This window comes from Reinekea sp. (assembly GCF_046710285.1).
In the GTDB taxonomy this organism is placed as follows: domain Bacteria; phylum Pseudomonadota; class Gammaproteobacteria; order Pseudomonadales; family Natronospirillaceae; genus Reinekea.
Map to the genome: position 1 here is coordinate 97,937 of NZ_JBKEGY010000011.1, position 21,276 is coordinate 119,212.

Consider the following 21,276-nt stretch of genomic DNA (forward strand, 5'->3'; position numbering starts at 1 on the left):
TGAAGATAAGGAATTAACTTGAAAAAGCTAAAAATTGATATTGTCTCTGATGTGATGTGCCCTTGGTGTGTTGTGGGCTATAACAATCTTGACTCGGCTCTAGGTCAACTTAATGAGCAGTTAGAAGCCAGTATTGAATGGCATGCGTTTGAATTGAACCCGGATATGCCCATAGATGGTCAAGATATGCGTGAACATCTCATGGAAAAATATGGCATCACTGAACAACAAAGTGATCAAAACCGCCAAAATATTATTGAGCGTGGCAAAGAGTCGGGATTTGATTTCCAGTTCTCTGAGCAGATGCGCATGATTAATAGTTTTGACTGCCATCGTTTATTAACTTGGGCAAAAGATTTTGATAAGCAGACAGATCTGAAGCTAGCGCTTTTTAAAGCTCACTTTACCGACAATTTGCCGCTAAATGAGCACAAGGCGTTGCTGGATATCGTTAAATCAGTTGGCCTAGACCCAGAACAGGCTGAGCAGCTGTTAAACAGCGACGATCTTAAGCAAACAGTACGTGAAGAACAAAATAAGATGCACCAGATGGGTGTCTCTTCAGTGCCAACTTTTATCATTAACGATAAATACGCTATTTCTGGCGGTCAACCAGTCGAGGCTTTTAAGCAGGCCTTGACTCAAATTGCCGAAGAATTGTGATAAACTGCGCGCCACTTTTTTACCAAGCAAATTCATTAACCGATTGGAATAATTATGTCTAAATATGATACGCCACAACTACAAGTCAGCTACGGCATTGGCCGTCAAATGGGTAGCCAGTTACTAGAGCAGCCGTTTGAAGGACTAGATATCGAAGCCGTTGCAGAAGGCGTAAGAGAAGCTTTTTCTGGTGTTGCCGATCCAGTAAACCCAATGGACATGCAAAAAGCTTATGATGTTATTCGTGAAGAAATGACTAAAGCTCAAGCAATAAAAGAGAAAGAACTGGCTAAAGATGGCGAAGCTTTCTTAGCTGAAAACGCAAAGCGTGAAGAAGTAACTATTACAGAATCTGGCCTTCAGTATGAAGTAATTAATTCTGGTGATGCATCAGGTACAAAGCCTGCAGTTAACTCTAAAGTGAAGACTCACTACCATGGAACCTTAATATCTGGCGACGTTTTCGACAGTTCTGTAGATCGTGGTCAACCAATTGAATTTGCAGTTAACGGTGTTATTGCAGGCTGGACAGAAGCCCTACAATTGATGGTGCCTGGCGATAAGTGGAAGTTATTTATTCCTCATCACTTAGCCTATGGTCCACAAGGCGCAGGTGCTGCAATTGGCCCTTACCAAGCACTTGTGTTTGAAGTTGAATTATTAGACATCGTTTAATAATCATAAATTCAGCTGGGTATGTTGCCTGGCTGAATATTTTTTGTTCGCTGGATGAGTAAATGGCTAATAAAAAACCCACTTCACTGTCAGATTTAGATTCACTTTTTGGTGGCAGCTCGCGTGTCTATAGCACTGAGCAAGGTCGTATTTGCCCAAATTGCGACCAACCTGTCGAGCAATGTCAATGCTCGAGTGACGTTGTACCCGAAGGCGATGGTATAGTGCGACTAAGACGTGAAACTAAGGGTCGTAAAGGTAAAGGCGTCACCCTAATTGAAGGTGTGTTGCTGGCACCTAGTGATCTTAAAGCTCTTGCAAAAACACTAAAAACTCGCTGTGGTACCGGTGGCACTGTAAAAGAGGGTGTTATTGAAATTCAGGGCGATTTTAGAGATCTGTTACTAGAAGAACTGAAGAAACTTGGCTATACGGTAAAAAAAGCCGGTGGTTAATAAGGAACACTATGGATAAGCAAACTCAAACTGAACTAGAAGCCGCTGCATTTCGCCGCTTACTCGCCCATTTAGACGAACGAAAAGATGTGCAGAACATAGATTTAATGAATCTTGCTGGTTTTTGTCGTAATTGCTTATCTAAGTGGTATGCCGCTGCAGCGAAAGACAAAGGCATAGAATTAGATTCCGATACCGCTCGTGAAATTATTTACGGCATGCCCTATGCTCAGTGGAAAGCACAATACCAAACGCCTGCGAACGCAGACCAACAAGCCGCGTTTGACGTTAATAAGCCAAAGGATTAAACATGAGCCAATGGGCTAGCAGTTACAGTTACCGTGAATGTTTAGATGAGTTTTCTCGTCGGTTTAACCAGCTAAAAGAAACTGACCGAGTCATCACCAGTGATTTACACGCTAACTTACACACTATCAATGGTTACTTATTTGCAATTTGTAGTGCACCAGCGGCTGTATCACCCACCGATTGGTTGGGTGAATTACTACCTTTAGTACAACTGCCTGATGACGAAAAAGCCGCTGCCGCGGTCAACTTGCTTATTTCTTATCAAATGCATTTGAAAAAGCGTATGGTCTCACAAAAGTATAGCTTACCTGAGTCGACCGATTCTCTAGATGGCTTAAAGCCAGCCAGTGATTTAAATAGTTTTAGTCAGGGTTTTAGCGCAGGATACGATAGAATTTCGTCGATATGGTCAGTAAAAATACCCAATGAACTGCAAAAAGAACTAACTTCTCAGGTTTTTGCGTTGAGCTTTTTTGCCAGTACTGACAATGCTAAGCAATTTTTGAAAGTTAAAAAATCAAAATTACGACCTGAGCAATTAGCTGATCAGGTGTTGGCAAACTTCCCAAAAGCAGCAGACTTACATGTTCGCTTGGGAATGGCGGTTGAAGTAGACACATCGTCGCTGCATTAAAAGCGACGATAAGCGCCTATCGAAAAACTATAGTCGGCGACTTTAGTTGGAATATTTATCTCGTTATTCCAATAATCACTTAAGCTTGAGGCATCGCGAAATAAAAACTTACCATCAAAAGACCAGTTTTCTTTATTGAAAATAAAGCCTGCGCCAAGTTGGTAGCCATTTAGCAAATTTACATTACCGTTGGCTTGTTTGAATTGATTATGAAAGTAACCTACCTCTAGAAACCCATGTTTGCCTAATCTTGATAGACCCTTGCCGATTTTTACACCCATATCCCAACCAGACAAAGAATAGTCTTTCGCGGCAAAGAAAAGCGGTTGGTATGTCCAACCAGTACGTATTGCGACGGCATCGAAGGCTAGTTCGGTTTCTAAACTCGGCCCAATAAAAATATTAGCCGGCCCGTCCGAGTAAAACCAATTAGTTGATTTGAGGCCAACCCCCAATAAAGTATGAATTCGTTTTGCTTGTGTTAAATCACCATGGCAGTGATAAACATTCGCCTTGTCTCGGTGACAGCCGTATTGATCAATAGCACCAGGGCTCGACCAAGCGGTGGTAGCTACGAAATACAATATCGCGGCCTTACAGAGGTTTTTCATAAGTTAACTATTACCCTACCTAATGCTAGAACCTGATTCACTGAAACTCATCGTCTGGTTTGTTAATTTAAGTAATCTCTAAAAGGCTACCAGAAAGCTTTTGAATTACTAGACAAAACTAAAAGGTTGAAAATCAAATATCATAAACAGGTAGCGAAAATCATATATTAGTGGCAAAAAATCGGCTAATTACGAATAAAGTAAAAGAATGACTAAAAACTTCTGCATTTCAATTGTAACTTTCTGTATATTGCAGCCCCAAACGTTCGTGAAAGGAAACCTATGAGAACTTATGGATTTATCGTACTAGGGATGGCATTGCTTTCTATTGTCATGGCTTTTGCCCAATCGCCCTCTTGGTTGATCGGAGGTGGGTTCAGTATTTATTTAGCTTGGCAGCTGTTATCCAAAGAAATCAAAGAACGCCAGTGCAAAACCATAACAAAAGGCAAAGTACTATCAATTCGAGCGAATGGTACTTTTTTGGGTGGCCAACATCAGCCGTTGCATAACGCCGAAATCGCCTATCTAGATACCGTCAAAGAATTTCAAAACTTGCCGCCAAACTTTATTCACGATGTGTCGCCCGGCGATATTATTGAAGTTAAATATAATGCAAAAAAACCAGATGTTGCATACGTCAATTTTCTCGAATAAGGAAGCTAAGTGGTGATTTATATATCTGGCATATTAATTTCGGTCGTACTCACTCTCGCATTGTTGTACTTCATGTTTCTTGAGATATCCCCAGAATCGATTATCGACCTTGGCTTTATCAATTTTTTAATTGATAACCCAGGCCCAGCTTTTGGTGGCTTAATTGGCATGATTGCCGTTTCATTTTTAGTTGTTTTACCAATATTAATGAGTATCCCAAGCTCTATTCATACAATGTTGAATCAAAGAAAGATTAAAGGTAAGCCGATTAAGGTGACTGGGCGAGTTTTGCAACTAACCCAAGGCTTGACCCATACAAATATTGAAGTCATTTACGCAGATCATAAGCGAGTTTTTGAAGTTGATAATCGTGTGGTGAGCACGCCGGTCAATAGAGGAAGCGACATGACCGTCGTTTATGACTCTAAAAATAAACAGAATGCCTATTTAGATTTTTTCGACCAAATGATTCAAGAAAGTTCCAGTATTGCTCAATCAGATACCTTGTTTAAGCTATTAGAAATAACCCCAAGATTTGAGGTGAGTAAAAATTCGTTTGAATTACTCGGCGAACTGCATGGTGGTGAGTTTCAAGGCAAGAAAGCCAGCCTTGTTTATGAGTTAGCACGAGACGAGATTAGTCGGTATCAACCTGGAACGCTGTACCCCTGTGTGATTTCTGGCTCGACAGACAACTACACCATTTCAATTTTAACCCAGACTTAAAAGACGTTGAATTTAATCTTATGAAAAAAATAGCAATAGTAGTCGTGCTCACTTTAATGGCTGGTCTAATCGCCGTCTTTGTAAAAGATATGGATTCAAGCAAAGTGAATGCGCTTCTTAAAGAATATAAAATTATCGCCAGCAAATCTGATCTTTATTATAGCTACGATCAAATCACCAAAAAGCACCCTTGGGGCCTAGTTGTTAAAAATGAGGGCCTGTACTTTATTACCGACTTGGATGGTAACTTGCTTAATGAACAAGGCTTTAAGCGAATAGGTAGCTTTGATGGCTATGGTATGGCTGAGGTTGAGAGTTCGGAAGGCCTATTAGGTTTGATTAATTCTCAAGGTGAGATAATTCTTGAGGCGCTTTACGACGATATTAATAAATTCGGTGAGGACCAATTAGCCATTGTTGAAACCCGTATCCCCTACGGTGATCAACATGGAACTCAACAAGTGCGATACAAAAGTCGTGAAGGGTTAATTGATCGATCTGGCAGATTTGTGATTGAACCCGAATTTTTTAATATCACTTATTTAGAGGATATCAACTTATACAACGTCGATTACTTTCACTATCAGGAAAGCTTAGGATCTAAAGAAAGCTTGTTTTCGGCTAGTTCAGGCTGGTTGGAAAACGCCACCTATGACGACATTGGTAAATTCAAAGATGGCCTAGCCATTGTGACAAAAAATAAACAGAGCGGGCTAATCAATCAAGATGGCAGCATCGTTATTCCTCCTATTTATCGAAATGTATTTGAAGTATCAGAAGGCTTGATCAGAGTTGATACTGAGCGAGAAACCGCATTTTTTGATGTGACTGGCAATATTGTGATTCCTTTTAGTGATCATCGTGGGGGAATATTTAATCACGGAGTTTCTATTGTTTACCCACCTAAAAGTAATCGAAAAGTTGCATTGATGGATAAAACAGGCACCTTTTTAACCGATTATAGCTTTGACGATATTGAACCATTTCGTTCTTATGAAGGCTTAGATAAGGTTTTAGCATTAGCTGGACCGCTCAATAGTCGATTTAATGGCCTTATTGATACCACGGGTCAATATGTTATTGAGCCAAAGTACAGCCGTATTCATTATGCAGAAAATGGTTTTTTTAGAACTGAGACATTTGTTTTTTCACCTGACCGAAATGTACCCACTCAAACATTTCATTACTTTATAGATTTACAAGGTAACGAATTTGTTGAATTGGGTAGTACAAACCCAAAAGGTGAAAAACCAGATAACATTGGCAAGCTTGGCATATTAGCGCAAAACAAGTCGATTATTGCTGCGCCAATATATGATGATGTCAGAGCAGAGTTCAGTGATACCTTAGCCGTTAAACAAGGTGTGCGATGGGGGGTGGTGAATGCTGAGGCTAAAGTCTTGTTGCCAATTGAGTATCAATCGATCGATATAATCAGCAGTGCATTTGCGTTAGTCAAACAAAATGATAAATGGGGCGTTATAAACCCACAAAGTAACAGCCTGCTACTGCCGATCGAATATGATGAATTAAAATACCTATCGTTAAAGCAGATAAACGTGCTGAAAAATAACCAGTGGGTGGTTGTAGATTTATAGCTAAAAAGCTAGATTGTTGGATGAGACTTAATAGAAAAGGTGCGGTAAAACTTAGCAGCACCTTTTTTATAACAACTTGGTACGTTTATAAACGAGCACCTAAGCTAACTTTTACACCCAAATCGTAAGCTACGCTTTCAGATTGGGTATCCTCTACATAAGCATTGGCTTTTGTTGGGTCATTGTAAACAACGTTAATATCTAGACTCATTGTAGGCCAGTTATAACCCGTACCAACACCAACGTAATAGCCACCTAACTCAGCGGTTGTATTGTCATTGCTATTAGTTAAAGTCGAACCGCTCCAACCTGCGAGTAAATAATTTTTGGTACCTAGTCGACCAACCCCCGGACCTACTTTAACGCCTGCGTCCCAGCCGGTTTGTAAAACGGATTCATTGGCTTCTAAATCTTCCGTTAACAAATATTTACCATAGTAAGATGCGGTCACGGCATACCACATATGTGTATATTCACCCGTGACGCCAGCACCAGCAAGTAAGTAAACACTGTTATTGCCCACAGACCATACTTGAGTACTGGCACCTGCACTTACAATAAAGCCACCCAATTTGGCATTGTCGGCATCACCATGACAATGATATTGTTTGGTTTGCTGGTGTTTATGGCAATCGTATTTATCGAGAACGCCAACATCGGCTAAACTGAATGAAGCAGCACCCGTCAGGGCAATAAGCGATACTATTCGTGGAACATTAAAACTCATAGTGGGTTCTCCTCAACGTAGCCTTACGGCGTGGTGTTTAGTTTAATTTGATTCAAGTGTAGCACAGTGAGTATGCGCACTAACCTTAAATAGGTCTCATTATTTACTAAGGAATAAAATGTTAAATTGGGCGTTGATAGTCGCTTTCGTGCCGACGTTTTTGTTTGTGTCCTTTACACCAGGCATGTGCATGACCTTATCCATGACATTAGGGATAACAGTTGGGGTTAAACGAGCTTTGTGGATGATGCTGGGTGAATTGGTTGGCGTAGGTATCGTGGCGATTTGCGCGGTCGTCGGCGTTGCCGCCATCATGCTAGGAGCGCCGGTTATATTTACCGCTTTTAAATGGCTTGGTGGGCTATATTTAGGCTGGTTAGGGCTTCAAATGTGGCGCTCTAAAGGGAAAATGGCCATTCCAAGTGAAGCTAATGTTCAAAACAATGTGTCACCTAAAACCTTAATAACGCAAGGTTTTGTCACCGCGATAGCCAACCCTAAAGGTTGGGCTTTTTTTATGGTGCTTTTACCACCCTTCATTGACGACTCCCTGCCCTTACCCATGCAATTAAGTGTGTTGGTATTTATGATTTTAACAATTGAATTTATAGCGCTGCTGTCATATGCCGGTGGTGGGCAAACCCTGAGCCGATTGTTAGCAAAATCGTCTAACGTGAAACTGCTAAATCGAATATCGGGTACCTTAATGATTGGCGTCGCATTTTGGTTAGCGCTCGGTTAACTCTATTCTCGGTGTATCTTTGCTAGCAGGTACTTTTCACAATCAAAAAACTACTAAGTGGCAACTATGTTTAAACCACTCTCGATAATCTTTAAAGACTCACTGCGTCTAAGACTGCTATTGCTTTCATTGGGTATGGGCATGGCCGGTGCATCAATTATGCCCGTGTTAAGTACGCATTTAGCGCTCAATTTAGGTGTTGAACCGTTTTGGATAGGTATAATTTTTGCCACCAACACCCTATCGGCTATAGCGGTCAGTCAGTGGATGGCGAATCAATCTGACACCGGGCTCAGTCGTGTGAAAATCATTCGAGTTGGTGTAATCGTGTCGCTATTTGCTGTGATTGCACTGGGAATGGCCAGTTCTTATGTGTTACTGATGCTCGCGGGTGTTGCGCTTTTTGCTGCTGTCTCGCCAATACAGCCGCAAATTTTTGCACTAGCTCGTGAGCTAGTTGTTGAAGAAGATGCGACGCTCTTTCAAAGCTTACTCAGAGCTTCTTTTTCATTAAGTTGGATTATTGGACCACCGTTGGCGTACCTTTTGTTCGCCACTATTGGTTTTCGTGGATTAGCCTTTATCTGTGCCGCCATATTTTTAATTACCTTGGGTTCAGTGCGTGGCTTTACTGACTCTCCTGTGCAAGTTCGTAGTAATGAAATCACCCTAACCGATCCCCGACTAAAATGGCTTATAGTTGCAATTGCAGCCGTTTTTGCAGCAAACAATATGTATATTGTTTATATGCCGATATACCTTCAGGAAAACCTCAATCTTGCAGCCATTGCACCAGGGTTATTAATGGGGTTGGCCGCGGGTTTAGAAATACCAATGATGATATTCGCAGGTGCGAGGGCTAATCACTGGCCGCTTTTCTCACCGTTAAAATTTGCTGCGGTGATGGGTGCGGTATTTTATATCATCGTATTTTTTAGCCAGAGCTTAACCCTAATGCTATTGGCGCAAATATTTAATGGTGCTTTCATTGGCATCATGGCTGGCCTCGGCATCTCAGTCTTCCAGGCCTTGATGAAAGGCCGAATGGGCATGGCTTCAACGCTTTATACCAACGCTATAAGAATGGGCGGCTTAGCAGGTGCTCTTGGTGGTGGTGTTTTGGCGCAGTTTTTTGGTATCCGAGGCATTTTTATTGCCTGTGCCGTAATGACCTTAGTTTCAATCGTGTGTCTAAATCGGGCGACCGCTACTAAAATACCGAGTTAGGTACTTTTGCTGCAATTGCTATTCTGCGTCGTCGCTATTATCCTATTGTAATCCTTGAAAACGTTACCAAATGAATGGGTGCTTTCAAAATTACAATAAGATCGAGGCAGATATGATTAGGATTAGTGACTTTATTTCATCGCGGCCATGGGAAAACCCAACGGTACAGCAAATCAACACACTCACCGCGCATGCGCCGTTGCATAGTTATCAATCTGTTCAACAGGCCCAGCAGCAGCAAACACAACGTCGGTTACTAAATGGTAATTGGCAGTTTGCATTGTTTGCTCGCCCTGAACTCGTTCCTAATGGAGTGACCGAAGCCAACTTTGTATTTCCTAGTACCATTGCAGTACCTGCAAACTGGCAGCTACAGGGCTTCGATAAACCAATCTATACCAACGTTCAATATCCATTTGAGGTTAACCCGCCATTTGTTCCCGCTGAAAACCCTACCGGTGTCTACCGAACTCAATTCGAGTTAAGCCAAGCAGACTTATCCCAGCAGATACGCCTGACCTTTGAAGGCGCGAACTCCTTGTTAACGGTTTACTGTAACGGAGAGTTTGTCGGTCTGAGTAAAGACAGCCGTTTGCCGAGTGAGTTTGATATTAGTCAGGTTGCCGTTGCTGGAACCAACACCCTTACCGCAGTGGTTGTGCGTTGGAGTGATGGCTCTTACCTAGAAGACCAAGACATGTGGTGGCTAAGTGGCCTATTCAGAGATGTGTCTTTATTAGTTAAACCAAAAACGGCCGTTGCAGATTATTGGGTACAAACCGAATTAGATGCCTGTTATCGCGATGCACATTTAGTGATTGAGACCCGTATTCAAGGCGTACTGGCAAACGGCTTAAGCGTGCACGCGCAATTGTTTGATGGTGACGAATTAGTCGTATCATCATACCAAGCACTGGGCTCTATGGTGGTCGATGAAGCGGGCGGTTACCCTGAAATTTGCCAGCAACGTGTTTTTGTAGACGCGCCTAAAAAATGGAGTGATGAAAGCCCTAATTTGTATCGACTGGTACTTTCTTTGATAAATGAACAAGGACAAGTGCTGGATACAGAAGCAACGCAGGTTGGTTTCCGGTCGGTTGAGATTAAAAATGGTCAGCTATGTTTGAACGGTCAGGCGGTTTTGATTCGTGGAGTTAACCGTCATGAACACGATGCAACCCGTGGCCACGCTGTGACCAGAGCTGGTATGGAACAAGATGTTATATTAATGAAACAATATAACTTTAATGCAGTACGCACCGCGCATTACCCAAACCACCCTGACTTTTATGACCTTTGTGACCAGTATGGTCTGCTGGTGGTTGATGAAGCTAACCTTGAAACTCATGGGATGTCGCCAGTATCGCGATTATCTGAAGACCCTATTTGGCTAAACAGTTACATGGAACGCATTGTTCGTTTGGTGTTACGAGACCGAAACCACCCCTCGGTGATTATTTGGTCTTTAGGCAATGAATCGGGTGTGGGTAAAAACCACCACGCCATGTATCAATGGGTGAAAGCTGCAGACTCAACTCGCCCAGTGCAATACGAAGGTGGCGGTGCTGATACAGCGGCAACAGACATTATTTGTCCAATGTATGCCCGAGTTGATTATGACCTTCCCCATCCTGCTGTACCTAAGTGGGGTATAAAAAAGTGGATTGGCTTACCTAATGAAACTCGCCCATTGATACTGTGTGAATATGCCCATGCGATGGGGAATAGCCTAGGATCGTTTGACAAATATTGGAAAGCCTTCCGTGAGTTCCCACGTTTACAAGGTGGGTTCATTTGGGATTGGGTTGATCAAGGTATTAGTCAGTTCGATGCAGATGGGCAGCACTTCTATGCTTATGGTGGCGATTTCGGCGATGAACCCAATGACCGACAGTTTTGTATTAATGGCTTAATGTTTCCCGACCGTAGCCCTCATCCGACAGTACTTGAGGCTAAGTTTTGCCAACAACATTTGCAATTTAAATTGTTAGACGTCACACCACTGACCATTAAAGTGACCAGTGAATATCTGTTTAGAGCAACGGATAATGAACAATTAAATTGGCAACTGTTAGAAGATGGCGCCGTCATTTCTTCAGGACAAGCCGCTCTAAACATTGATGCTAATGCAAGTGCATCCCTTGATCTTGCGGCACAATTACCTGAGCAGAAGTTGGGTTGTGAGTACTTTTTAACTATTACCGTCAGCCACATTGCCGATACCGCTTGGAGCAAAGCTGGGCATATCAGTGCGCAAGCTCAATTTGCAATACCTGCCAAAGTTGGCTTGCCAAGCCCAGTTGCTTCTGTCGATTCAGATGTTTCTATCGTGCAGGCAGATAGCTGGCAGATATCGGCAACCAACAGTCAGTGGACGCTTGACTCATCGACTGGGCTGTTAACGGGTTGGCACAAAGACGGCCAACCGCAAATAGCGTCAGCACCGGTTGATAATTTTTGGCGAGCACCACACGACAACGATATTGGCGTCAGTGAAGCCGATGCGATGGACGCCAATGCCCCAAGTGTGCAATGGCAACATGCCGGATTGGATCGCTTAACGCGTGAATGTGTTTCGGTTGAATTACTGTCTTCTGGAGCCGCCGTTAAAATTCTAGTCACTCAGCGTTATAAGGCTGATGAAATCGCCTTGATTGAAACCACTTGGTTGTACACCTTTAATGGCAATGGAGAGTGGCAGTTAGAGGTCCAAGTGACGCCGAGTCTTGGCTTACCTTCTTTAGCGCGTGTTGGCATTGAAATGCAGTTGCCAAATACCGATGCAAGTATTGATTGGTATGGCCGTGGCCCACATGAAAACTATCCTGATCGCTTATATTCGACGCTAATTGGTCAATATTCGGCGAATATCGACGATTTTCATACACCTTATATTTTCCCGACTGGCAATGGCCTGCGCTGTGATGTGCGCCATGCTGCTATTGGTAGCTTAAAGGTAGACGGCCTGTTTCATCTGGGTGTCAGCCGTTTTAGTCAGGCCAGTTTAGCGCAGGCGAGCCACACCAATGAGCTGACGCCAGAAACAGCGTTGACCGTTCATTTGGATCACAAGCATATGGGCATTGGCGGGGATGATTCTTGGAGTCCGAGTGTTCATGAAGAATATAAGCTGACCGATACGCAGTACCGGTATCAGCTTGTATTTAGTTAACTTACTGGCAAATATGTAAGTATCGGCGCGCCACGGACGGCAAGCCTAATTCTAAACACTCTACAATCAGTGCATGGCCAATAGAGACTTCTAAAATTCCAGGAATGGTGACAAATTTAGCTAAGTTTTCTAGGCTCAAATCATGGCCTGCATTTACGCCTAAACCTAGTTTCTGCGCTTCAATTGCTGCTTGAGCATAACGGGCATGAACTTCTGGGTGGTTAGGCTGATTATAAGTCCGCGCATATTCTTCAGTGTATAACTCAATACGATCCGTCTCTGACTGTGCCGCCAACTTTACTTGCTCGATATCGGGGTCTAAAAATACCGCCACACGCGTACCGGTAGTTTTTAAGCGCTTTAAAATAGGCGCTAAGTAGTCTGTTTTAGTTTTAAAGTCGAAACCATGATCTGATGTTAACTGGTCGGGCGCATCCGGAACCAATGTGGTTTGATCGGGCCTAATTTCTTCTATGAGTTGTAGGAATTCTTCACTTGGATACCCTTCGATATTGAGTTCAACACCTTCAAGTGGTCGTATCAAGTTACCCAAATCACGAGCGTCTTGTCGAGTAATGTGGCGTTCATCTTGTCGCGGGTGAATAGTAATACCAGTTACACCCTGTTCAATAAATTTCTTAGCGAACTCAACAACATTAGGCGCATCGTGGCCACGCGAGTTACGCAGTAACGCTATTTTATTCACATTTACGCTTAATTCGGTCATGCTATTTCCTATTCGGGTTCCATATTGCCGTGTAGTGTAAGGAAATTTCTGAGACAGGCCAGTGAAACTGCTTTAGTTTGCTCAGTATTTAAGGAGATACTTGTGATTCGTCGTATAGTTTATATTTGTTTGGCTGCAGCTTTGGTCGCCTTTTCCTTGTGGGCTTTTTCATTTGGTTTTACAAAGTTGTCAGAAGTTCGCCAGTTAGATCGCTTACCCAATACTCCTATCGCTGCGCTAACAGAAGGTGTGTATGCCCTTGATGGTACAATTGAAGAAGCTAACAATGCTATTATTGCGCCCTATTCAAAAACGCCGGTGGTCTTTTATGCTTATAAGCTAGAAGAAACCTACACCGATTCCGACGGCGATCAAAAAACTCGTACCCTTGAAAGCGGTAAAAGTGCTACGCCCTTTACTCTCGCAGACACAAGCGGAGAGGTACGTGTTCAACCTGGCTTTGCATTGCAGCAAATAAAAATAAGCGCGCCTGAAACGTATCGGCGAAAAGACGGTGATCTGACTTATACAGAGCATACCCTGGCCGCAGAGAATCAAATTCAATTGACGGGTCATTACGACCCAAAATCAGCAGAGCTAAAGTTATCTCAAACAGACGGCAGCGTACCAAAAATAATAACCACTCAAACTCTCGCGCGTGAAGGCGGGCAATCACTGTTCTGGATTGGCATGATTATCTCTGCCGCGGTTGGTGCACTGGCAGTGGGCGTCGCATTTATACTCACTGGTTTTGCAGTGCATCGTTTTTGGGTATTCGTGTTGGTGATGACGGTTGGCATAATGGCAGCACTGGCCACTTTAGGTATCCGTGCAGTACAAATAGACTGGCAGCACGCGGCGCAACTCTATAGCCAACGATCACAGGCCGCATTAAGCCAACCCAAAAATAGTTATGCACAAGAAGACTTGTTTCGATATTACTTATTGCTAAAGCAAAGCGCGCAAGGCTGGCCGGACCATGCATTGTTTGAAAATTTTGCCCGTTCTAACTTAGACCTGCCAGTGTTAACCGATACTCGTCAACAAGCACTTATTGCTCAAATTGCTGTTAAGGCTTCGAGCCGTTTTGAAAACTCTTGGATAACCTATCTGGTTTGCCTAATCGCCGTTTTCGTTTGCGTGGGCTTAATTTGGGCGGCGTTAGTGGCGATTCGCTTTAAGCGATTAGTTGAGTTTATACCGACTTCAAAAACGACAGGGCTAACCTATGGTATTGCTGAGCTGTTTGGCATTGTACAAACTAATACCGAAGCACCCGTACTGCGCAGCCAGTTGAATCAAAAAGACTGCGTGGCATATAGGTACAGTATTGAAGAGCGTCGAGGCTCTGGCAAAAACCAAAAGTGGGTTGAAATTGAATCGGGCGATGAAAGCGTCAATTTTTGGCTTGAAGACAACCTAGGTCGTGTCAGTATTAACCCAAATCAAGCGACCATTAAATACCCTGAAAAACTCATAAAACAAGAAGGCTCACGTCGTTACAGTGAGTACTGGCTCGCCCCTTTAACAGAAGTCTATTGCCTGGGTTTTGCAGGCTTTGATGACCAGCAGCCCTCAACTCTAGTGATGCAAAATAGTGAAGACATTGATTTACTGCTGACAGCCGAAGATGAACAAAAGGTTATATTGGGTCAAGGCGCAAAAGGTTTTCTACTAACGGGTTTAGCACTGGCGTTTGGCCTAATGGCAGGGACTGTTTGGTTGGCTGGGTCAGGAAGCTTTACACCCTTAGATTTGCTATCGGTGTCGTTGTTGGTACCCGTTCTACTACTGTTGATAACCGTGGTTATGCATTACAACAGCCTCGTATTTTTACGCCAACGGGTGAGCAAAACCGCAGCAGATATAGATACCCTGTTACAAAAACGTCACGATTTATGGCCGCGTATTCAGGAGACGGTTAAGGGCTATCTTGCCCATGAAAGTGCATTATTGGAGTCGATTTCGTTAGTAAGGTCGGGTCGAGCGTCTGTCCAAGATTCAGCGGATAACGCATCACGGCATCTTAAAGTCGAAGAGAAAACGGTAGGAAAGCTGGTGGCACTTACTGAACAATACCCTGAACTCAAAGCCAATAAAGTCATGCAGCAATTTACCCAGCAAATGGAACGATCAGAGGATGAGTTAGCCTTGATCCGCCAAGGTTATAATGATTCAGTGACGCTTTATAATACACAAATTGAAAAGCTACCTGATGTAATTTTAGCAAGAGTCTTTGGTTTCAAGGCAGCAGCTATTTTTCGGCAAATGGAAGCTAACTGACGGTCTAATCAACTAGACTAACTACACAATTTCGGCCGTTGTTCTTGGCTTTGTAAAGCGCTTCATCAGCCTTACCTAAGGCAGATTTATAATTTTCTTCCTTAGGTATCGTTGCGAATACACCAATGCTCGTTGTAATGCGTAAGTTTATAAGGTTATCTTCATACGCAGGGGCATGAGCAATCGCAATGCGTAGTTTTTCAGCGATGTTATAGGCATCTTCTAAGCGAGTATCCGGTAGAATGAGGACGAACTCTTCACCGCCATAACGGCTGATGAAATCACCCTTGCGTAAGTTTTGACTGCGCAGCAATGAAGCAATATAAATTAATACCTCATCACCAATGAGGTGCCCATGAACGTCATTGATATCTTTGAAGTGATCGAGGTCGATCAAGATAATGCTCAGTGACTCCTGACTTATAAGCGAATGTTGCCAAGTTAGGTTAAACAGCTCTTCAAAAGCCTTCCGGTTATAGAGTCCAGTTAAGTGGTCGAGTTGACTATCAAGCAGTGCTTTATCGTGTTTGTGTTCAAGCTTTTGTTTTTCAGATTTTAAGCGAGCCGATAAACTAACCGTTTCGTTGAGCTTTATACCGACAACCTGAGCTTGGAAAATTAAAAAGAAAAACACAAAAAACTCGATCAAGTAAATATGATAACTGACCGATATTGACGCATAAACATCATTCAACACCCCTAATGCCAGAATAGCTGTACCGACAAGAAGTAAGCGAGCAAAAGGCTTACCTTTCCAAGCAGGCCAAAATAAACTGAACAGCGCTATGAAAGAGACGGTCAGCATATGAATTTGGTAAACCAGCAAATTCTTAGTCATTACATTGAAGGGTATAATCAAAGTTGTAATTGCTAAAATAAGGGTAAGGGTCCAAACACCCTGTAAGAAGCGCTTGGGGAATAACCCCCTAATTAGAGAGTGAAAAAAATGTAAAAACGCAGTGGGGCCTATGACGATTGTTAAGTACTCTGCTCTGAGACGTACCGTAAAATGATCTGGCGTTAAATAAGACAACAATAGGTCCGTATTTCCAGAAACGCCCATTGACCGAATCAACATAACAAAGCAAATAAGTGACAACAGCAACAAACTCAAATTATTGCGCCAATGAAAATACTGAACAAAATAGTGAATACTCATGATTAAAATGGCCCCCATCATGAGTGCGCGAGCAAAATCGTTAATACCTTTGAGGTTCAGAGCAACGTGGCTATCTTGAATGGTAAAGGGCTCTAAGATACCGCCCTGAAAAGATCGAGTTTTAGCGACATAAGTGATTAAAATACCGTCTTTTTCAGCCGGTATGGCATAGAGCATATCTTCTCGAGCCGTGTTTTTTCCAGTTTCCCAATCGCCAGACTGACCTAAAAACATAGCCTTTTCTGGCTGATTGTAAGGCATCCACATAATTCGATAGCCATCAGTAATATATGGCACTAGGAGGCTAATTGGCTTACTAGGTTTACGGTCAAAGGTGATGCGAGTTGCATAAGTCGCAATGCCATCAAGACTTGGATTGGCTCGGTCGGGCTTTATAAAGTTGTGCCAGCTGGATGGCGTTGGCACAAGTTCGAGGTTCTGATCTTGGATTTGGTCCATGAGTTCTGACGGGGTTAAATGTTGTCCAAATTCGAACCACCAGTCGCCACCTAGTTCAACCCGGTCTCCTGCATCAATTACTTCACTTTCCAATCGAAACGTCGAATCCTGAGCAAAATTAAGCCCCGATAACAGCAATATCAACATACTTAAACTAAGACGAACCAAGGATGACTCCTTCAACTATCCAATAAGCCTAGCTTAAATTTCTAGACCTGCTTCATCAGATTCAACTATTTCGCGTTCTTTTTTTGCATCTTCAACCCAATCGATGATATTTGGGTGTGATAGCAGCTTTTGTTGATATGCAGCTGCATTTTCGCTCAATTCGATACCATAGGTAGGTAACCGAAGAGCTACTGGGGCGAAAAAGGCGTCTACAATGCTGAAGGTATCGAATAACCAGCCACTTTTTGGGTGATATGCCGACCAAATATCGTCAATTCTCTCTAACTCCGCTTGTGCGGCATTCGTTAAAGTGACTTGTCGCTTGGCTCGGATGTTCATGGGTAATTCGTTTCTGAGCGCTGAAAACCCTGAGTGCATCTCGCTTGTTAGGCTGCGAGCAAGAGCTCTGTCGGCTTTATCTCGCGGCCAACCGCTTCCTTCTAAGTATTGTTCGTTTACGTATTCGCAAATTGCGAGCGTATCCCAAACGGTTAAGCTCTTGTCGACTAAGACGGGTACTTTGGCGGACGGAGAGAACTGACTTAAACTGACCTTTAAATTGTCACTATTTAGTGAAACCAATTGCTCCTCGAAAGTAACCCCCATTGCCTGCATAAAAAACCATGGGCGCAGTGACCAAGTAGAATAATTTTTATTACCGATGATTAGCTTCATGTAATTAGCCTCCTTGAGGCGTGGTAGCTGTGTATTTAGTCTATATAAGCCCAAGTATCAGCACCATCAAAGTGACGAATGCGAATCGAGGTTGTCTCGCTGTCTGGGCTCATGCGAGTGTTGATGGCAAAACGGTCTTGCTCGTTAGGTTTTCCTGTACCAGTGTAGTGAGTTAAACAATGGCAGTTTGGGCAGAAATGGAAATCAATGTCACCGTCTCCCCAGCGATAGGTATCATTGCGAGCGGTGTTTTCATTAATTTTGATTTGGCTGACTTTAAAATATGCCCAGCGCGCACCAAAACGCCCGCATAGCGAGCAATTACACTCGGTAATCGTTTCAGGTGTCTCGTCTGCAATAAGAGAAATATTACCGCAATGGCATTGTGCTGTGAGCATGTTCCGTCCTTGAATGAAAAGCGCTCTGTTAGGTTACGATGCGATTAATAAAAACACAATCCATCTCCTTAGTTTAATAACTGCACAATTTTCAGCGAGTGCTACACTGTTCAATATCCAACTTTATAAATTAGAGTGTCGCTGTTGAGAAAGTTCTACCTAGTTATTTTCCTAATCATTCCCTTGTTGGCTTCCTGCTGGCCGACAGGGGCAACAACGCATCAACAACTCGCGATGCAAGGTGCTTATTCTGCTTCGATAGATGCGCAGGGAGAAAACCTGGTTCTCGGCTCGCTTCAGCACGGTGGTAGCTATTGGAACATTCCAAGCTTTGCTCGCTTGTACAATTGGAACCATCGTTCAGGTTACCTAACAGAAATATTGTATTCCTCATTTTCAGCCGATGGCTCATACGCACTTACGGCTAATTACTACAACTTGGTTTTATGGAACACTCAAACGGGGGAGTCTGTCGCGTTTTGGGAAGCGCCTTCACGTATTCAGTCCGCCGACCTTTCTGCTGACGGACTCTTTGCTCTACTGGGAATGGATAACGGTCAAGCGGTTTTATTTGATGTGCAGCACGGTGGAGTACTTCGTGAGTTTCAACACAATGGCCCTGTCATCAGCGTAAGTTTAAATACTCAAACGGGTATTGCGTTAACTGGATCAGAAGATAATACCGCTAAGCTTTGGAATACCCGTGACGCCAGTTTAATCCGGCAATTTGGTTATTCTAATCAGGTTTCGCTGGTCAAATTAAGTAAAACAGGTGCCGTTGCTTTGATGGTCCCCTCAAGTGAAAAGGCTGAATTATGGGACTTGACCACGCGGCGAAAAATAGCTGAATTAAAAACGGCAAAATACCGACTGACCAGCGCAACCTTTATAGGCGATGAACGATTGCTCACCGGGACGACTTATAGAGATATATTCGAGTTTGATGCTAAGACCGGTAAAAGAACGAATCGCTGGCGAATAGGCAGTGAAGTAAAGCAAGCATTGAAAAGTACATCGGTTCTCGATATCGGCTGGCGTGACAGTAAATTGATTGCCGTTGGATCAAATGGCTACTTATATACATTTTGACCTGAAGGAATATCTGTTAGCATGATCAAACATGTCCGGAGAATACATGGCAAATACATTGTCTATATCTGAATCGCGCGCCCGTGTGGTGAATACACCCACACCAACACGAATCTTAGTTGCTAACGCTAAAGGCGGCAGTGGTAAAACCACAGTGGCGACTAATTTGTCGAGTTTATATGCTAGCCGAGACGAGCAATGTGCCTTGATTGACTTTGACCCTCAGGGTTCAGCAGCTCAGTGGCTCCAGCTAAGACAAAATGCACGCAAAAAAATACATGGCGTCAGTGCCTATAAAAAAGCGACAGGGCATGTTACTCGAACTTGGTATTTACGTAACCTGCCACCGAACACCTCTAAAGTTGTCATTGATACCCCTGCAGGATTAAGTGGCATGTTATTAAATGACTTAGTGCGTGAATGTGATTTCATAATCATCCCAGTGACACCATCTCCAATTGATATTCGTGCAACAACCTTTTTTATTAAAGAATTATTTCTCAGTGCTGCTTATCGGTCTAGCAATAAGAAGGTTGCCGTGGTGGCCAATCGAGTACGTAAAAACACCTTGGTCTATTCTAAATTAGAGTTGTTTTTAAAGAGCTTAAAAATACCTTTTGTATCAACAATTCGAGATACTCAGTATTATATCCGAGCATCTGAGTACGGCTTAGGCATTCATGATTTACAGAATGCACAGAAGAAAGATTTAGGTGATTGGCAAAAATTAGTCGACTGGATTGATGAAAACACCTAATTCAGTAAAAAAACTACCTAAATCGGTGTTTATTGCTTGAATGTAGGCAGGTGAAAACAATAGTATGGCGATACTAAAAACGTGCGTATTTTTTTAATTTGAAGAGGACTGGGGTCATGGCTGCTGCCAAGAAAAAGAAAGCTGTAAAAAAAGTTGCAACTAAGAAAGTTGCAGTTAAAAAAGTAACTGCTAAAAAAGCACCGGCTAAGAAAGCGGCTGCGAAAAAAGCAGTGAAAAAAACTGTCGCAAAAGCGCCTGCTAAAAATAAAGCAGTCTCGGTTGTTGACCAACTCACGAAAGATTTGTTAAAGCTTGAAGCGCAAATTGCTGCAGCTCAAACTAAAGAGCTTAAATCAATTGAAAAAGAAGTTGCTCAGTTGACTAAAAAACTGGCATCAGCGACCTCTAAAGTAAAAGCGGCGACAGCTAAAAAAGCTAAAGCTGCTGCTAAGAAAACACCTGCTGCTAAAGCTGCCGCTGCCAAAGCTGGGGAAGCTGTAGTCACGGCTAAAGCGGATGCTGCTGCGACTAAATCTGAACTAGATGCAGCTAAAGCAAGCCTTGCTACTGCTAAATTTGAACAAAAACTAGCGGGTCAGTTTAATAAGGGTGTTGCTGCACTGCGTAAAGCAGACGAGGCACAGCGCCAAGCTGCTGAAAAAGCTGCTGCAAAAAAAGCTGCTGCTGAAGCTAAGAAACAAGCCGTTGCAGATAAGAAAGCCGCTGCCGCTGCTGCCAAAAAAGCAAAAGCTGCCGAAAAGAAAGCCAAAGAAAAAGCAAAATTAGCAGAAAAGAAAGCCATAGCGAAAGCTGCCGCCGCTGCTAAAAAAGCCAAAGCAAAGAAGCCTGCCGCTAAAAAAGCTGCACCAAAGAAAGCAGCTGCCAAACCAGCGGCTAAGAAAGCAGTCGCCAAAAAAGCAGCACCTAAAAAGGCTGTAGCAAAAAAGCCAGCAACTAAGAAGGCGGCTGTTAAAAAAGCCGCTCCGAAAGCAGCGGCAAAGAAAGCAACAGCTAAAAAGCCAGTGGCGAAAAAACCGGTCGCTAAAAAAGCACCTGCAAAGAAAGCGGCACCTGCAAAAAAGGCAGCGCCAGCACAGCCAGTAACCGCAACCCCCGCTCCGGTGGTAAAGCCTAGTATTCCTGCAGCACCTGTTACAACTCCGGCGCCAGCTCCTGCGGCCCCAGTAGAGCCTGTAGTGAACACAGCTCCATCTGAAGGTCGTAGCTTGTTCGACCCAAAATCTGATGCATAATTAGCGTTAAGATTAAACAAACTAGGGAGCTTCGGCTCCCTTTTTTGTTTTAAGTGATGTTATGAATTTTTCTAGTTTGGGCTTACTCGCTTGTGGATGAGCTTCGCAGTAA

The 21,276-nt window shown here is 43.1% G+C and carries 21 protein-coding genes; 15 read left to right on the forward strand and 6 right to left on the reverse strand.

Going from position 1 to position 21,276, the window contains the following annotated elements:
* Window positions 1-18: 18 nt before the first annotated feature.
* The 5 genes from ACI882_RS09765 to ACI882_RS09785 all read left to right on the forward strand — a co-directional run bounded on the left by ACI882_RS09765 (window position 19) and on the right by ACI882_RS09785 (window position 2,736).
* Window positions 19-663 carry a DsbA family oxidoreductase gene (locus ACI882_RS09765; protein WP_411743151.1) on the forward strand — a complete coding sequence of 215 codons (645 nt, stop codon included), beginning with the start codon at window positions 19-21 and terminating at the stop codon, window positions 661-663.
* Window positions 664-717: 54 nt separating this feature from the next.
* Window positions 718-1,338 (forward strand): FKBP-type peptidyl-prolyl cis-trans isomerase, encoded by a 621-nt coding sequence (locus ACI882_RS09770; protein ID WP_411743152.1) that lies wholly within the window; start codon window positions 718-720, stop codon window positions 1,336-1,338.
* 62 nt (window positions 1,339-1,400) lie between these two features.
* Window positions 1,401-1,793 carry a translation initiation factor Sui1 gene (locus ACI882_RS09775; protein ID WP_411743153.1) on the forward strand — a complete coding sequence of 131 codons (393 nt, stop codon included), beginning with the start codon at window positions 1,401-1,403 and terminating at the stop codon, window positions 1,791-1,793.
* Window positions 1,794-1,804: 11 nt separating this feature from the next.
* Entirely contained in the window at window positions 1,805-2,101 is a 297-nt protein-coding gene (locus ACI882_RS09780) for a DUF1244 domain-containing protein (protein ID WP_411743154.1), read from the forward strand.
* Window positions 2,102-2,103: 2 nt separating this feature from the next.
* Window positions 2,104-2,736 (forward strand): UPF0149 family protein, encoded by a 633-nt coding sequence (locus ACI882_RS09785; RefSeq protein WP_411743155.1) that lies wholly within the window; start codon window positions 2,104-2,106, stop codon window positions 2,734-2,736.
* On the opposite strand, the gene ACI882_RS09790 is transcribed toward ACI882_RS09785, so the two are convergent.
* Complete coding sequence (locus ACI882_RS09790) at window positions 2,733-3,320, reverse strand: hypothetical protein (RefSeq protein WP_411743156.1); 588 nt, start codon at window positions 3,318-3,320, stop codon at window positions 2,733-2,735. The two genes, ACI882_RS09785 and ACI882_RS09790, sit on opposite strands and share 4 nt — an antisense overlap.
* 309 nt (window positions 3,321-3,629) lie before the next feature.
* On the opposite strand from ACI882_RS09790, the gene ACI882_RS09795 reads away from it, so the two are divergent.
* The 3 genes from ACI882_RS09795 to ACI882_RS09805 are packed head-to-tail and all read left to right on the forward strand — an operon-like array spanning window position 3,630 to window position 6,328.
* Window positions 3,630-4,004 (forward strand): hypothetical protein, encoded by a 375-nt coding sequence (locus ACI882_RS09795; protein ID WP_411743157.1) that lies wholly within the window; start codon window positions 3,630-3,632, stop codon window positions 4,002-4,004.
* Window positions 4,005-4,016: 12 nt separating this feature from the next.
* Window positions 4,017-4,730, forward strand: a complete 714-nt coding sequence (locus tag ACI882_RS09800) for a hypothetical protein (RefSeq protein WP_411746716.1) — start codon at window positions 4,017-4,019, stop codon at window positions 4,728-4,730.
* A gap of 20 nt (window positions 4,731-4,750) precedes the next feature.
* A complete protein-coding gene (locus ACI882_RS09805) occupies window positions 4,751-6,328 on the forward strand; it encodes a WG repeat-containing protein (protein ID WP_411746717.1) in 1,578 nt (525 codons plus the stop codon).
* A gap of 85 nt (window positions 6,329-6,413) precedes the next feature.
* Here ACI882_RS09805 and ACI882_RS09810 read toward each other — a convergent pair whose 3' ends face one another.
* Window positions 6,414-7,055 carry a hypothetical protein gene (locus ACI882_RS09810; RefSeq protein ID WP_411744726.1) on the reverse strand — a complete coding sequence of 214 codons (642 nt, stop codon included), beginning with the start codon at window positions 7,053-7,055 and terminating at the stop codon, window positions 6,414-6,416.
* A 118-nt stretch (window positions 7,056-7,173) separates the two neighbouring features.
* On the opposite strand from ACI882_RS09810, the gene ACI882_RS09815 reads away from it, so the two are divergent.
* The 3 genes from ACI882_RS09815 (at window position 7,174) to ACI882_RS09825 (ending at window position 12,196) form a co-directional block, all read left to right on the forward strand.
* Window positions 7,174-7,797, forward strand: coding sequence for a LysE family translocator (locus ACI882_RS09815; protein ID WP_411744727.1), 624 nt, complete (start codon window positions 7,174-7,176; stop codon window positions 7,795-7,797).
* Window positions 7,798-7,863: 66 nt separating this feature from the next.
* Entirely contained in the window at window positions 7,864-9,024 is a 1,161-nt protein-coding gene (locus tag ACI882_RS09820; protein ID WP_411744728.1) for an MFS transporter, read from the forward strand.
* Window positions 9,025-9,136: 112 nt separating this feature from the next.
* Window positions 9,137-12,196 carry a beta-galactosidase gene (locus ACI882_RS09825; protein ID WP_411744729.1) on the forward strand — a complete coding sequence of 1,020 codons (3,060 nt, stop codon included), beginning with the start codon at window positions 9,137-9,139 and terminating at the stop codon, window positions 12,194-12,196.
* Between the two features lies 1 nt (window position 12,197).
* Here the strand turns inward: ACI882_RS09825 and ACI882_RS09830 are convergent, their stop codons facing one another.
* Window positions 12,198-12,923, reverse strand: a complete 726-nt coding sequence (locus ACI882_RS09830) for a pyridoxine 5'-phosphate synthase (RefSeq protein ID WP_411744730.1) — start codon at window positions 12,921-12,923, stop codon at window positions 12,198-12,200.
* Between the two features lie 102 nt (window positions 12,924-13,025).
* Between ACI882_RS09830 and ACI882_RS09835 the strand changes: the two genes are divergently transcribed.
* On the forward strand, window positions 13,026-15,206 hold the full coding sequence (locus ACI882_RS09835; protein WP_411744731.1) for a LemA family protein: 2,181 nt from the start codon (window positions 13,026-13,028) through the stop codon (window positions 15,204-15,206).
* A 4-nt stretch (window positions 15,207-15,210) separates the two neighbouring features.
* Here the strand turns inward: ACI882_RS09835 and ACI882_RS09840 are convergent, their stop codons facing one another.
* From ACI882_RS09840 to ACI882_RS09850, 3 genes are read right to left on the reverse strand one after another with little or no spacing between them, the layout of a single operon-like run.
* Window positions 15,211-16,992: a diguanylate cyclase gene (locus tag ACI882_RS09840; protein ID WP_411744732.1), complete on the reverse strand. Its 1,782-nt coding sequence runs from the start codon at window positions 16,990-16,992 to the stop codon at window positions 15,211-15,213.
* A gap of 33 nt (window positions 16,993-17,025) precedes the next feature.
* Complete coding sequence (locus ACI882_RS09845; protein WP_411744733.1) at window positions 17,026-17,667, reverse strand: glutathione S-transferase family protein; 642 nt, start codon at window positions 17,665-17,667, stop codon at window positions 17,026-17,028.
* A 35-nt stretch (window positions 17,668-17,702) separates the two neighbouring features.
* Window positions 17,703-18,065, reverse strand: a complete 363-nt coding sequence (locus ACI882_RS09850; RefSeq protein ID WP_411744734.1) for a GFA family protein — start codon at window positions 18,063-18,065, stop codon at window positions 17,703-17,705.
* A 144-nt stretch (window positions 18,066-18,209) separates the two neighbouring features.
* Between ACI882_RS09850 and ACI882_RS09855 the strand changes: the two genes are divergently transcribed.
* From ACI882_RS09855 to ACI882_RS09865, 3 genes are all read left to right on the forward strand, one after another.
* Window positions 18,210-19,154 (forward strand): WD40 repeat domain-containing protein, encoded by a 945-nt coding sequence (locus ACI882_RS09855; RefSeq protein ID WP_411744735.1) that lies wholly within the window; start codon window positions 18,210-18,212, stop codon window positions 19,152-19,154.
* Between the two features lie 46 nt (window positions 19,155-19,200).
* Window positions 19,201-19,911 carry an AAA family ATPase gene (locus ACI882_RS09860; RefSeq protein ID WP_411746247.1) on the forward strand — a complete coding sequence of 237 codons (711 nt, stop codon included), beginning with the start codon at window positions 19,201-19,203 and terminating at the stop codon, window positions 19,909-19,911.
* A 116-nt stretch (window positions 19,912-20,027) separates the two neighbouring features.
* A complete protein-coding gene (locus tag ACI882_RS09865) occupies window positions 20,028-21,164 on the forward strand; it encodes a hypothetical protein (protein WP_411744016.1) in 1,137 nt (378 codons plus the stop codon).
* The last annotated feature ends 112 nt before the right edge of the window (window positions 21,165-21,276 follow it).

Excerpts from the sequence above, each read along its gene's own strand:
- ACI882_RS09815 (WP_411744727.1), top strand. The coding sequence starts at position 7,174 with ATGTTAAATTGGGCGTTGATAGTCGCTTTCGTGCCGACGTTTTTGTTT.
- ACI882_RS09775 (WP_411743153.1), top strand. The coding sequence starts at position 1,401 with ATGGCTAATAAAAAACCCACTTCACTGTCAGATTTAGATTCACTTTTT.
- ACI882_RS09810 (WP_411744726.1), bottom strand. The coding sequence starts at position 7,055 with ATGAGTTTTAATGTTCCACGAATAGTATCGCTTATTGCCCTGACGGGT.
- ACI882_RS09795 (WP_411743157.1), top strand. The coding sequence starts at position 3,630 with ATGAGAACTTATGGATTTATCGTACTAGGGATGGCATTGCTTTCTATT.
- ACI882_RS09850 (WP_411744734.1), bottom strand. The coding sequence starts at position 18,065 with ATGCTCACAGCACAATGCCATTGCGGTAATATTTCTCTTATTGCAGAC.
- ACI882_RS09820 (WP_411744728.1), top strand. The coding sequence starts at position 7,864 with ATGTTTAAACCACTCTCGATAATCTTTAAAGACTCACTGCGTCTAAGA.
- ACI882_RS09860 (WP_411746247.1), top strand. The coding sequence starts at position 19,201 with ATGGCAAATACATTGTCTATATCTGAATCGCGCGCCCGTGTGGTGAAT.
- ACI882_RS09770 (WP_411743152.1), top strand. The coding sequence starts at position 718 with ATGTCTAAATATGATACGCCACAACTACAAGTCAGCTACGGCATTGGC.
- ACI882_RS09785 (WP_411743155.1), top strand. The coding sequence starts at position 2,104 with ATGAGCCAATGGGCTAGCAGTTACAGTTACCGTGAATGTTTAGATGAG.
- ACI882_RS09825 (WP_411744729.1), top strand. The coding sequence starts at position 9,137 with ATGATTAGGATTAGTGACTTTATTTCATCGCGGCCATGGGAAAACCCA.
- ACI882_RS09845 (WP_411744733.1), bottom strand. The coding sequence starts at position 17,667 with ATGAAGCTAATCATCGGTAATAAAAATTATTCTACTTGGTCACTGCGC.
- ACI882_RS09865 (WP_411744016.1), top strand. The coding sequence starts at position 20,028 with ATGGCTGCTGCCAAGAAAAAGAAAGCTGTAAAAAAAGTTGCAACTAAG.
- ACI882_RS09780 (WP_411743154.1), top strand. The coding sequence starts at position 1,805 with ATGGATAAGCAAACTCAAACTGAACTAGAAGCCGCTGCATTTCGCCGC.
- ACI882_RS09805 (WP_411746717.1), top strand. The coding sequence starts at position 4,751 with ATGAAAAAAATAGCAATAGTAGTCGTGCTCACTTTAATGGCTGGTCTA.
- ACI882_RS09830 (WP_411744730.1), bottom strand. The coding sequence starts at position 12,923 with ATGACCGAATTAAGCGTAAATGTGAATAAAATAGCGTTACTGCGTAAC.